The sequence below is a fragment of the Algiphilus sp. genome (assembly GCF_023145115.1).
Lineage (GTDB): Bacteria > Pseudomonadota > Gammaproteobacteria > Nevskiales > Nevskiaceae > Algiphilus.
Map to the genome: position 1 here is coordinate 1 of NZ_JAGLEJ010000016.1, position 12,119 is coordinate 12,119.

Consider the following 12,119-nt stretch of genomic DNA (forward strand, 5'->3'; position numbering starts at 1 on the left):
CGCGCGCAGCGCGACCGCACCATGGCCGCCCTGCAGAAGCGCATGGCGGCGGACGCATCGGCGCTGGAAACCGCGCGGCGGGACGCGCGCGAGCTCGAGGCGCTGCTCGAGGAGCTCCGCGCCACGCTCGCCGACATCCCCGCCGATGCCGGCAGCGACGAGCCGCTCGGCGAACGGCGCGGCGCCCTGCCCTGGCCGCTGCGCGGGCCGGTGCTGGCGGCCTTCGGGCAGGAGCGCGCCAGCGGCCTGCCTTGGAAGGGCATCTGGATCGCCGCCGAGTCGGGCACGCCGGCGCGCGCGGTCGCCAACGGCCGGGTCGCCTGGGCCGGGTGGATGCATCGCTACGGCCTGGTGGTGATCCTGGAGCATGCCGGCGGCTACTACAGCCTCTACGGGCATGCCGAGCGCAGCCTGCGCCGCGTCGGCGAATGGGTGGAGGCGGGCGCCACCGTGGTCACCGCCGGCGACTCGGGCGGTCAGCCGCGCAGCGGGGTCTATCTGGAGCTGCGCAGCGGCGCCGATGCCCTCGACCCCATCGCGTGGCTGCAGCCACGCGACTAGGCCCCGGTCGGCCCACGACGCTGTGCTAGGCTGCGGTGTCGTTCCATCGTCAGCAAGCGCCTGCCCATGTCGTCCAATCCCACCCTGCGCACGTTCGCGGCCATCGCGTTCGGCACGCTGTTCGGCGTCTCCATCGCCGTCACCCACGGCGTCTTCGCCGAGCGCGAGCAGGTCGAGGACGCGGCGGTCGCCTCGGGCCTTCCGGTCGAGGATCTCCAGACCTTCGTCGAGGTCCTCACCCGCGTGCAGGACGGCTACGTCGAGGACGTCACCGATGCCGAGCTGCTCGAGAACGCCATCCGCGGGATGCTCAGCGGCCTCGATCCGCACTCGGCCTATCTCGACGCGCAGGAATTCGAGGACATCACCGCATCCACGCAGGGCCAGTTCGGCGGTCTCGGCATCGAGGTGCAGATGCAGGACGGCCTGGTGCGCGTGGTCGCGCCCATCGACGACACCCCGGCCGCACGCGCCGGCATCCAGCCCGGCGACCTGGTGGTCAAGATCGACGACACCAACGTCAAGGGCATGACGCTGACCGAGGCCGTGCGGCGCATGCGCGGCGAGCCGGGCACGATGATCGAGCTCACCATCGCCCGCGAGGGCGAGCCGCAGCCGGTGATGGTCGACATCGAGCGCGCCATCATCAAGGTATCGAGCGTGCGCTCGCGCGTCCTCACCAACGACATCGGCTACGTGCGCGTCAGCACCTTCACCAACAACACCGGCAAGAACCTGACCGACGAGATCGAGGGGCTGCGCGAGAAGCTCGGCGACAAGATGCGCGGCATCGTGCTCGACCTGCGCAACAACCCCGGCGGCGTGCTCAACGCCGCGGTGGACGTCACCGACGCCTTCCTCGAGAGCGGCAACGTGGTCTCCATCCGCGGACGCGAGGAGAACCAGAAGCGCAACTTCGACGCCGGCCCCGGCGACGTGCTGGGCGGAATGCCCATCGTCGTGCTGGTCAACGGCGGCTCCGCCTCGGCCTCGGAGATCGTGGCCGGCGCGCTCCAGGACCACAAGCGCGCCGTGGTCGTGGGCAGCAAGACCTTCGGCAAGGGCTCGGTGCAGACCATCCTGCCGCTGTCCAACGACGGTGCCGTCAAGCTGACCACCGCGCGCTACTACACCCCGGACGGCCGCAGCATCCAGGCCGAGGGCATCAACCCGGACATCGAGCTGCAGTCCTACCGCCTGGAACCGGTCGCCAAGGGCATCTCGATGCGCGAGGCCGACCTCGAGGGCCGCCTCAGCAACGGCAACGAGGGTGACGCCGACGACGATTCCGGCAATGCGGAACGGCAGAAGAAGGCCGTGCGCAAGGCCGAGGGAGAGGACGGCGAGGACGACAGCGACGACCGCGACAAGCCCAAGTCGCTCGACGAGATCGCGAAGGAGGACTTCGCCCTCTACGAGGCGGTGGTGGTCCTGCGCGGGCTGATCGTCTCCGAACGCTTCACCGCCAACTGATCGCGCGGCGTCCGGCGGCGTGCGCATCTCCGTGACCCGGGCGTTGCGCGCACCGCTGGCGCTGCTGCTGGCGGCGCTCGCGACGGCGCCGGCGGCGAACGCCGGGCCGGCACCGCGCGTGGCGCTGATCGTCGACGACCTCGGCGAGCAGCACGAGGCCGGCGAGCGCGCGCTGCGCCTGCCGCCGGCCGTGGCGCTGTCCTTTCTCCCGCAGGCGCGCCATGCCGCCGAGCAGGCCGAGCGCGCGCATGCCGCGGGTCACGAGGTCATGCTGCACATGCCCATGGAGCCCTTCGACGGGCGGCAGGCCGATGCCCGGGCACTGCCGGTGGGCAGCCCCGCGGAGACGGTGCGCAGGCGGCTGGACGCCGCGCTCGCGGCATTGCCGCGGGCAACCGGCGTGAACAACCACCAGGGCAGCCGCTACACCGCCGACGCCGCCTCCATCGACACCTTCATGCGGGCGCTGGCCGCACAGCCGCGTCCGTACTTCTTCGTCGACAGCCGCACCACCGCGGCCACGCGCGCGTATCGCAGCGCCCTCGATCACGGCATCGCCGCGGCCGAGCGTCATGTCTTCATCGACGCCCAGCGCGGGCGCAGCGCCGTGCGCGCGGGCTGGCAGCGGTGGCTGGCACACGCGCGCCGCACCGGCAACGCGGTGGCCATCGTCCACCCCTATCCGGAATCGCTGGCCCTGCTGGAGGCCGAGCTGCCGCGCCTGCGCGCGCTCGGCTTCGAGCTGGTGCCGCCGTCGGCGCTGCTGGACGAACCGCGCCGGCTCAGCGTGCGCGCCACCAGCACCACAGGCCGGCAAGCGCGCTGAGCGCCACGGTCGCGGCCTCGCCCGGCACGGCGAGTCCCTGTGCGCGCATCCAGCCGGTGGCGACGGCCACGCCGACCAGGGTGGCGCCGATGACGGTGAGGCGGGTGCGCCGCTGCCCGTCGGCCATGCGACGCTCCAGCAGGGCCAGGCGTGCAGCGGTACCGCGCGCGTCCGGCTTCTCGGCCTCGACCAGCATGCGCTCGGCCAGCCGCGGCAGGGCCTCGATCACCAGCGGCGCCTGACGGCGCAGCGCCCCGGAGAGCCGGGCCGGCGAGAGACGATCGCGCATCCAGTCCTCCATGATCGGCTTCGCCGTCTTCCAGAGGTCGAGGTCGGGATCGAGCTGGCGGCCCAGGCCCTCGACCTGCAGCAGGGTCTTCTGCAACAGCACGAGCTGTGGCTGCACCTCGTACTGGAAGCGGCGCGCGATCTGGAACAGGCGCAGCAGGAAGAAGCCGAAGGAGATGTCCTTGATGGGCTTGCCGAAGATCGGCTCGCACACCGTGCGGATGGCGGACTCGAAGTCCTCCACGCGCGTGTCGGCCGGGATCCAGCCGCTGTTCACGTGCAGCTCGGCGACGCGCCGGTAGTCCTGGTTGAAGAAGGCCAGGAAATTCTCGGCGAGATAGCGCTGATCGTCCGGCGTCAGGCTGCCGACGATGCCGAAGTCGACCGCCAGATAGCCCGGCGCGGCCGGGTCGGTGCTGTCGACGATGATGTTGCCGGGGTGCATGTCGGCGTGGAAGAAGTTGTCGCGGAAGACCTGCTTGAAGAAGATCTCCACGCCGCGCTCGGAGAGCACCTTGAAGTCCACGCCGGCGGCGCGCAGCGCGTCGAGGTCGCGGATCGAGGTCCCGAACACGCGCTCCTGGGTGAGCACTTCGGGCCGCGTGGCCTCCCACACCACCATCGGGTGGTAGATCAACTCGGACCCCAGCCAGTTGCGGCGCAGCTGCGCGCAGTTGGCACCCTCGCGCATGAGATCGAGCTCGTCGAAGAGGACGCGCTCGAACTCCGCCACCACCGCCACCGGACGCAGCCGCTCGCCTTCCGGGTGCAGACGCTGGACCCAGCGCGCGATGAGATACATCAGTCCGACATCGCGCGCGATGGCCTCGCGCATGCCGGGCCGCAGCACCTTCACCACCACCGCCATGCCCGCGGAGCCGTCCGCCTCGCGCAGGCGGGCGCCGTGGACCTGGGCGATGGAGGCGGACGCGATGGGCGCGTCCTCGAACTCGGCGTAGACCGCATCGATGGACCGGCCCAGCGCGCGCTCGATGGCATCCCGAGCGACCGCGCCGTCGATCGGCGGCACGCGGTCCTGCAGGCGCGCCAGCTCGGTGGCGATCGCGGGCGGCAGCAGATCCGGGCGCGTCGACAGCGCCTGCCCGAACTTCACGAAGACCGGCCCCAGTTCCTCGAGGGCCAGACGCAGGCGCTCGCCCTTGCCGGCGGCGTCGTCGACCAGATCGCCGCGCAGCAGCTCGCGCAGCCGGTAGCGACGCGCGATGCGCAGGATGCGCCCCAGCCGCGCGATGCTCATGCGCCGCTCCGCTCGCTACGCCGCCGCTCCAGTCGGTCGACGCGCGCGTGCGCGCGCGCCGCGCGGTCGCGCAGGCGATCCACTTCGTCGATGAAGTCGTCGACGGACTGCCGGTCGGCCAGATCGCCCGACTCGTACTGCAGATAGTCCGCCGTCTGCCGGCTGACGCTGTCGAAGGTCTGGCGCGCCCAGGCGAACAGGTCGACCGCGGCACTGGCCACGCGCTGCGCGGCGATGTCACCGAGCCACGGCTCGAGCACTTCGGCGAGATCGAAACCCACCGCCATGAGGATGGCCTGGAAGCGCTGCAGCAGCTCCGGATCGCCCTCGACCCGCAGCCCGCGGGGCAGCGCGCTGCCGCGGGAGAGCTGTTCCCGGAAGAGGCGGGCGAAGACCGAAGGCGCCCCGCTGACCACGGCATCGGGCGGGGTTTCGGGCGTCGGCGCGACGCGCACGCGGGTGCCGATGAAGTCGAACACCAGCCACCAGCCCGGCGGCTCGAAGGCGAAGGCCAGCGAGCGGTCCTGCAGCTCGCGCAGTCCGTCCAGGGCACCCGCGTCGAGCGACAGGTAGCGATTGAGCGCGACCTCCACGGCCGCGCACAGCGGCGCCGGCGTGCTCACAGCCGGTAGCCGCGATGCAGCGCCACCACGCCGCCGGTGAGATTGTAGACCTGCACCCGCGCGAAGCCGGCGCCTTCCATCATGCCCTTGAGCGTGTCCTGGTCGGGGTGCCGCCGGATCGACTCGGCGAGATAGCGATAGGCGGCCTCGTCGCGAGCGACGAAGCGGCCCAGCAACGGCAGCACGCTGAACGAATAGGTGTCGTAGGCGCGCGAGAACGCCGGGTTCACGGGCTTCGAGAACTCCAGCACGAGCAGCCGACCGCCCGGCTTGAGGCAGCGGTACATGGACGCGAGCGCGGCGTCCTTGTCGGTGACGTTCCGCAGTCCGAAGGCCATGGTGATGCAGTCGACGCTGCCCGGCGCCAGCGGCAGGCACTCGGCATTGGCCTGCAGGTAGTCGATGCCCGACACCACGCCGTCATCCTCGAGCCGGCGCCGCCCTTCCACCAGCATGGCGGCATTGATGTCGCCCAGCAGCACCCGGCCGTCGTCGCCGACCCGCGCCGCGAAGGCGCGCGCCAGGTCGCCGGTGCCGCCGGCCAGATCGAGCACGGTCTCGCCCGGACGGACGTCGGCGAGGTCGATGGCGAAGCGCTTCCACACGCGATGGACGCCCATCGACATGAGGTCGTTCATGACGTCGTAGTTGCGCGCCACCGACGTGAACACCGCGCCGACGCGCCGTGCCTTCTCGCCGGTGGGGACTTCCTGGTACCCGAAGTGGGTGGTGCCGCCGGGCTCGCGTTCGCTCATGGTCCCAGTGTATCCGAGGGCAGCGCGCCCTCGCGCCGGCGTCCGGCACGGGGCATGATGGCGTCCTGGCCGGCCCGCAACGCGGCCCGTTCTTGACACTTGTCGCTTTTCGCGACCCTGCGCTACCATGCCGTGATGGAAGGCAACGTCGATCCGCGCCTGCTGGCCCGGCAACCCCAGCAGGCACGCTCCCGCCGCCGCTTCGAGCGCATCCTCGACGGTGCGCGCGAACTGCTGCTGGAAAGCGGGCTGAGCGCCTTCTCGATTCCGGCGCTGGCGGAGCGGCTGGGCTTCATCCGCGCCACCATCTACCAGTACTTCCCGACCCCGTACGCCATCCTCAACGAGCTCATGCAGCGCGAGCTCGGCGAGCTGGAGGCGCTGCTGGAGGCACAGGCACCGCAGACGCGCAAGCTGGACTGGGAAGAGGCACTGGTGCACATCGTCAATCTCGCCAGCGAGTTCCACAACACGCACCCCATAGGCCGCATGCTGATCCTCGGCGGGCCGGTCAGCGACGAGGGGCATCTGGCGCAGAGCCTGACCATCCGGCATCTCGGGTCGCTGACCCGGAGCCTGCTCGAGGCGCGGGGCTTCAATCTGCCCGCCGAACCGGACGTGCCGGTACTGGCGGTCGACATCGGCACCACCTGCTTCCGGGTGTCCTTCCATCTGCACGGCACGATCACCGAGGCGTACCGCCAGGAAGCCGTACGCGCGATGGCAGCGTATCTGCGTCTCTACGAGCCGGCGTCATGAGGCTCCCAGGCCGAGCCGCCGCCTTCCTGCTCGCCGCCGCGGCGGTCCAGGGCTGGCCGTTGACGGCCGCGGCCGTCGAGGTCGGCGAGCCCGCCCCGCCGATCACGGGGCCGCGCGCCGACGGCAGCAGCTTTGAGCTGTCGGAACTGAGCGGCGACATCGTCTACGTCGACTTCTGGGCATCCTGGTGCGCGCCCTGTCGCGCGGCCATGCCGCGGCTGGACGAGCTGCACGCCTCGCTCGGTGCCCGCGGCTTCTCGGTGGTCGGCGTCAATGTCGACCGCAAGCGCCGGAGCGCAGAGCGCATGCTCGAACAGGTGCCGGTCGACTTTCCCGTGGTCTTCGACCCCGAAGGCCAGTGGGCCGAGCGCTACGCCCTGCCCGGCATGCCCAGCGGCTACCTGATCGACGGCGACGGCGTCGTGCGCTACCGGCACACCGGCTACCGCGAGGGCGACCTGCCCAAGCTCGCGAACGAGATAGAAAAACTCTTGGAGGAGAACCAGCCATGAAGACCGTCATCCGGCTCGTCGCCGGCCTTGCCACCGTCGGAGCGCTCAGCGGCTGCGCCCTGACCATGGAGGAAGTCCAGCCCTGGCAGATGGACAACCTCGCACGCTCGGAGATGGCGCTGCAGATCGATCCGCAGATGGCGGCCTATCGCAGCCACATCGCCTTCAGCAAGGAAGCCGCCACCGGCGGTGCCTCGGTGAGCGGCGGCGGCTGCGGCTGCAACTGACGCGCCACCGCTTCACCACACGATATCCGCAACAGCGGAAGCAGACCGCGACAACCAGGGGGGACACACCAGATGATCACGACGACGCCTGCGCCCGTCGGGAGCGCGCCGCGATGAGCGCGCATTTCCGCAAACCGTCACTCGGCGCGCTGACCACCGCCGCGCTCGCGCTGCCCGGACTCGGGGCCGCGCCCGCCGCGGCCCAGACCGGCGACGACTGGCAGACCGACTACCTCTACAGCTTCTACAAGGAAGGCGACATAGGCGGCGGCAAGACGTCGAGCGGCAGCAGCGTCGAGCGCTACGAGATCCAGACGCACAGCCTGCGGGCGGTCAAGCCCATCGGCGAGCGCAGCGTCGGTGTCGACTTCCTCTACGAGACGCTGAGCGGCGCTTCACCGTGGTACGTGCAGCCGGATACCGATGGTCGGCCCGAGCAGGTGATGAGCAGGCCGACGATCAACGAGGAGCGCTTCGACCTGCAGCTGTCCGGCAGCACTCCGCTGAACGCCCAGCTCGCGCTCAACATGTCGGCGGGCGTCTCGGACGAGGACGACTACCAGGCGCGCTACGGCACCGCCGAGCTCAGCTACGAGCTGGCGGGACTGCCGATGACCGTGACCGGCAGCCTGAGCTATTCCGACGACGAGCTGGACCCGACTCAGGGCACCTACGACACGGACCCCGCCGCCGACAGCAAATCGACGCTGCGCGGCACCGCCAGCGCCAGCTACGTCCTCAACCGCAACACGCTGGTACAGGCGGCCGCCGGCTTCCTGCGGCACTCGGGCTATCTGAGCGATCCGTACAAGCGCTTCTTCGTGCGCGGCGGCTCGCTGCCGTTCGACGCACGCCCGGACGGACGGCGCGGCTTCCACCTGATCGGCAAGCTCCGCCATTTCGTCGAACGCTTCAATGGTGCGGCGCACGTCGACTACCGCTACTACCAGGACGACTGGGAGATCCACTCCCACACCCTGGAACTGACCTGGCACCAGAGCCTGGCGCAGACGTGGCGCATCTCTCCGGGTCTGCGCTGGTACAGCCAGAGCCAGGCCTTCTTCTACGCGCCCTTCTTCGACCAGGTCCGCGAGGACGGCTTCGGTTCCTCCGACTACCGGCTTTCGCCCTACGGCGCCATCAGCGCGCGCCTGGACGTGACCAAGTCGTGGAACCAGCTCGCGGCCGGTTTCGGTGTCGAGTACTACGAAGCCGACGGCAGCTACGCCACCGGCTCGGTCGATGTCGAATCGCCCGGGCTGGTCGACTACACCGTGTTCACCGCGAGACTGGCCTACAGCTTCTGATGGAGCTGTTCCGGCAGCGCTTCACGGCGATGGCCAGCCCCTGCGAGCTGCGCTGCTACGCCGACGAAGCGACCGCCGCGCAGGGAGCGCTCGATGCGGCGGAGGCGGAAGTCCGCCGCATCGAGACCAAGTACTCGCGCTACCGCGAGGACAGCATCGTCTCGCGCATCAACGCCGCCGCCGGAAGCGGGAATGCGATCGCGGTCGACGACGAGACCGCGGCGCTGCTCGACTACTCGGCCACCGTGTTCGAGCAGAGCGACGGCCGCTTCGACATCACCTCGGGCGTGCTGCGGCGGGCGTGGGACTTCCGCAGGCAGCGCGTGCCGGCACAGAGCGAGGTCGACGCGCTGCTGCCGCTGATCGGCTGGCAGCGGGTCGAGTGGGCGTCGCCGCACATCCATCTTTCGCGCGCCGGCATGCAGCTCGATTTCGGCGGCTTCGGCAAGGAGTACGCGGTGGATCGGGCGGTGGCCGTGCTCGAGGCGCACGGCATCGCCCACGGCATGGTCGACCTCGGCGGCGATGTGCGGGTGGTGGGGCCGCACCCGGACGGCAGCGCCTGGCGGGTCGGCGTCAGCCATCCGCAGCAGCCCGATACCGCCATCGCGCGGGTCGATCTGCGCACCGGCGCCATCGCCACCAGCGGCGACTATCACCGCGCCTTCATCGTCGACGGCCGGCGCTACTCCCACCTGCTCGACGCACGCACCGGCTGGCCGGTGGCGGACACCTTCGCCAGCGCCAGCGCGCTGGCGCCGCGCTGCCTGATCGCGGGCAGCGCCAGCACCATCGCCATGCTGCACGGACCCGACGCCGCCGAATGGCTGCGGGCGCTGGGACTGCCCTGGCTGACCGTGCGCCACGATCTCTCGCTGGCCGGCAACGCCGTCGCGCAGGCGGCCTGAGCGCGCCTGGACACAATCCGACAGAAGTTGAATACTTCTGCGTATTACAAGGCTGGTCGAGAGGAGCACAGCCATGACAAGCAGACGAAGCGGCCTGTTGATGGTCGCCGGATGGACGCTCGCCGCGTGCAGCGGGAACTACAGCGGCTCGACGCCGGGCGGCGACGGGGATGGGGGCAACGGCGGCGGGGGGCCGCAGCCGCGCACCATGGAGGCCTTCTTCGAGCAGCGCGTGCAGACCGCCATCGCGATCTGTGCCAGCTGCCACGCCCCGGGCAACGTCGCCGATGTCGAGGACGGCCGGGACCTGATGTTCATGGATGGCCCGAGCCTCGCCGACCTGCAGGCAAGCTGGGAACGCCTGGGTGGCAACAACCCGACGTCGCGCATCCTGCTCATGGCCTCTGGTCAGGAGACCCCGCACAGCGGCGGCGCGCACTGGGCCGAGGACGGCGCCGCCTATCGCAACGTCGAGACGCTGCTGGGCTGCTTCGAGAACCCGGACGGATGTCCGGAGCGCATCGCCGGCGGAGGCGATGACGAGCCCGGCGAGGCGCTGCCGCTGCTCGGCAGCAAGCACGCCCGCCACGTCTGGGCGACCTTCTGCGCCGACCAGCCCGACGACGCACCGCTGCCCACCGATCCGCGCACGCGCATCGTTCCGGGCGCGAACCCCGACCGCGCGGTGTTCTACAACGCCGAGTGGGAGAACTGCCGGGCCGGCCTTCCGGAGGACAAGCAGGCCCCCGAGACCTGCGGCGAGTACCGCGCGCTGCGCGACAAGGGTCTCGACTTCCTCAAGAACGAGCTGCCGGTGGCGGCGATGTCGGCCCAGGAATTCAACAACACCTGGGAGGTGTGGGGCCTCGATGAGCGTCCCGCGAACTTCGAGGCGCTGTATCGGCTGCGCTACGGGCTCAACCGGGCGCCCTTCGACAATCCCTACCCGCTGCCCGGCGAGGACCCCAACGCCAGCGACGGCGGCAGCGGTCAGCTTCCGCTGGGGCTGCGCCAGCTCCGCGACGACAGCGGGAACTGGACCGGGCAGATCGGCACCGCGGCGTGCTTCCAGTGCCACGGCGGCGGCCTGGCCGCGGACGGCGGCAGCGCCCTGGGCCTGAGCAATCTGGGCGTCGGCAACAGCAACTACGACGTGCTGCAGGATGCACAGGACCGCTCTCTGTGGGCCGGCACGCCGCTGTCCGGGCAGCTGCCCAATGTGCTCGACGTCAACAGCCTGTTCAACATCGGCATCAAGCAGCGCGGACAGAACAATGCCGTGGGCGCCTTCGAGATACTGATCACGGTCCTCGACCTCGACTCGCTGGGGCTGAACCCCAACCCGCTGAAGACAGTCGTCGGCCAGAGCGGCGTCGCCGACATCGCGCATCCACTGTCGCACACCCAGGACACGCCGCCCTGGTGGAACATGGGGTCGCGCCCGCGCAAGTTCTTCGATGCCGGTGTATCGAACGACAGCACGCGGATCATCATGGCCGCGGGCCCGGGGGAGTTCAACGAGCTCATCAGCGCCGACGGCAAGTACTACCGCGACCGCATCGCCGAGTACGACCAGGCACTTTCGGCCTTCTTCCTGTCGCTGGAGTCGCCCGCCTACCCGGGCGGAATCGACACGGCCCTCGCCGAGCAGGGCGCCGTGCTGTTCCACGGTCTCGACCTCTGGTCGCGCGACGGCAACGCGGAGCATCCCGAGCCGCTGGGCGGGAACGGCTCGTGTGCCTCCTGCCACGGTGCCTACTCGCCCCGCTACGTGCACGACGACCGCTATCTGGAGGATCCGGCGCTGGAAGGTGTCGCCGGGCATATCTCGCCGCTCGAGGTCATCGGCACCGACCGCGCGCGATCGGACATGCTGACGCCCACGCTGCGCGAACGCTGGGACACCACCTTCTGGGCCTTCCCGGAGGGCAGCGAGAACTACATCCCGCCCGAGGATAAGCCCGCCGCCCTCGAGCTGGCCGACGACATGTACCCACTCGCACAGCGTCCGTCGGGCGCGTGCGGCTGGGAGAAGGATGTCATCGGCTATCAGGCCCCGCCGCTCTATGGGGTCTGGGCCACCGCGCCCTACTTCCACAACGGCTCGGTGCCAACCATCGAGCAGGTGCTGGATTCGGAGCAGCGCCCCGCCATCTGGCAGCGCCGCCTGCGCGACGAGGGCCCGGTCAAGGGCTTCGACCTGCGCATGGAGACCGCCTACGACCGGCAGCGCCTGGGCTGGGAGCACGACGAGCTGGGCTGCGCCGACATCCCGGGCAACTATCTCTACAACTGCAATCCGCTGTTCCGGGAAGGCGCCTCGCTGGTCCAGCTCACCGAGAACCTGCTCAACAACGCCATCGGGCTCTCCGGTCTCGTGCCGCTGTCGGACCTGCTGGCGGTGGGCGCCTTCGACAAGCGCCTGGTCTACGACACCCGCATCCTGGGCAACGGCAACGGCGGGCACAGCTTCACGGACGTGCTCACCGAACCGGAGCGCCGCGCCATCATCGAGTATCTGAAAACGCTCTGAGCGCACCGCGACCACACCGCCGACGGCGCAAGCCGCGCCCGTCGGGCGGATGGCCGCGCCAGCAGCAATTTACCCGGATGATATTGCGC

Annotated in this window: 12 protein-coding genes; 9 read left to right on the plus strand and 3 right to left on the minus strand. The window is 70.4% G+C overall.

Annotated features, from left to right (window positions below):
* The 3 genes from KAH28_RS05510 to KAH28_RS05520 all read left to right on the plus strand — a co-directional run.
* A partial coding sequence (locus tag KAH28_RS05510) for a peptidoglycan DD-metalloendopeptidase family protein (RefSeq protein ID WP_290574964.1) occupies nt 1–561 on the plus strand: 561 nt, incomplete at its 5' end.
* A 66-nt stretch (nt 562–627) separates the two neighbouring features.
* Nucleotides 628–2,034: a S41 family peptidase gene (locus KAH28_RS05515; protein ID WP_290574966.1), complete on the plus strand. Its 1,407-nt coding sequence runs from the start codon at nt 628–630 to the stop codon at nt 2,032–2,034.
* A 19-nt stretch (nt 2,035–2,053) separates the two neighbouring features.
* Nucleotides 2,054–2,860: a divergent polysaccharide deacetylase family protein gene (locus tag KAH28_RS05520; protein WP_290574968.1), complete on the plus strand. Its 807-nt coding sequence runs from the start codon at nt 2,054–2,056 to the stop codon at nt 2,858–2,860.
* On the opposite strand, the gene ubiB is transcribed toward KAH28_RS05520, so the two are convergent.
* The 3 genes from ubiB to ubiE are packed head-to-tail and all read right to left on the minus strand — an operon-like array spanning nt 2,817 to nt 5,784.
* Nucleotides 2,817–4,406, minus strand: a complete 1,590-nt coding sequence (gene ubiB, locus KAH28_RS05525; RefSeq protein ID WP_290574970.1) for a ubiquinone biosynthesis regulatory protein kinase UbiB — start codon at nt 4,404–4,406, stop codon at nt 2,817–2,819. The genes KAH28_RS05520 and ubiB overlap by 44 nt on opposite strands.
* Nucleotides 4,403–5,029 (minus strand): SCP2 sterol-binding domain-containing protein, encoded by a 627-nt coding sequence (locus tag KAH28_RS05530; RefSeq protein ID WP_290574972.1) that lies wholly within the window; start codon nt 5,027–5,029, stop codon nt 4,403–4,405. Before KAH28_RS05530 ends, ubiB begins: the two co-directional genes overlap by 4 nt.
* The gene (gene ubiE / locus KAH28_RS05535) at nt 5,026–5,784 is read right to left on the minus strand and encodes a bifunctional demethylmenaquinone methyltransferase/2-methoxy-6-polyprenyl-1,4-benzoquinol methylase UbiE (RefSeq protein WP_290574974.1); all 759 of its coding nucleotides are present in this window, start codon (nt 5,782–5,784) and stop codon (nt 5,026–5,028) included. Before ubiE ends, KAH28_RS05530 begins: the two co-directional genes overlap by 4 nt.
* Nucleotides 5,785–5,883: 99 nt before the next feature.
* Here ubiE and KAH28_RS05540 point away from each other — a divergent pair, with 99 nt between their 5' ends.
* The 6 genes from KAH28_RS05540 (at nt 5,884) to KAH28_RS05565 (ending at nt 12,030) form a co-directional block, all read left to right on the plus strand.
* Complete coding sequence (locus KAH28_RS05540) at nt 5,884–6,543, plus strand: TetR/AcrR family transcriptional regulator (RefSeq protein ID WP_290574976.1); 660 nt, start codon at nt 5,884–5,886, stop codon at nt 6,541–6,543.
* On the plus strand, nt 6,540–7,055 hold the full coding sequence (locus tag KAH28_RS05545) for a TlpA disulfide reductase family protein (RefSeq protein WP_290574978.1): 516 nt from the start codon (nt 6,540–6,542) through the stop codon (nt 7,053–7,055). Before KAH28_RS05540 ends, KAH28_RS05545 begins: the two co-directional genes overlap by 4 nt.
* Nucleotides 7,052–7,282, plus strand: coding sequence for a DUF4266 domain-containing protein (locus tag KAH28_RS05550; protein WP_290574979.1), 231 nt, complete (start codon nt 7,052–7,054; stop codon nt 7,280–7,282). The genes KAH28_RS05545 and KAH28_RS05550 overlap by 4 nt, the downstream gene beginning before the upstream one ends.
* A gap of 113 nt (nt 7,283–7,395) precedes the next feature.
* The gene (locus KAH28_RS05555) at nt 7,396–8,589 is read left to right on the plus strand and encodes a DUF3570 domain-containing protein (protein WP_290574981.1); all 1,194 of its coding nucleotides are present in this window, start codon (nt 7,396–7,398) and stop codon (nt 8,587–8,589) included.
* Nucleotides 8,589–9,497 carry an FAD:protein FMN transferase gene (locus tag KAH28_RS05560; protein WP_290574983.1) on the plus strand — a complete coding sequence of 303 codons (909 nt, stop codon included), beginning with the start codon at nt 8,589–8,591 and terminating at the stop codon, nt 9,495–9,497. The genes KAH28_RS05555 and KAH28_RS05560 overlap by 1 nt, the downstream gene beginning before the upstream one ends.
* A 73-nt stretch (nt 9,498–9,570) precedes the next feature.
* A complete protein-coding gene (locus tag KAH28_RS05565) occupies nt 9,571–12,030 on the plus strand; it encodes a hypothetical protein (protein WP_290574984.1) in 2,460 nt (819 codons plus the stop codon).
* Nucleotides 12,031–12,119 lie beyond the last annotated feature (89 nt).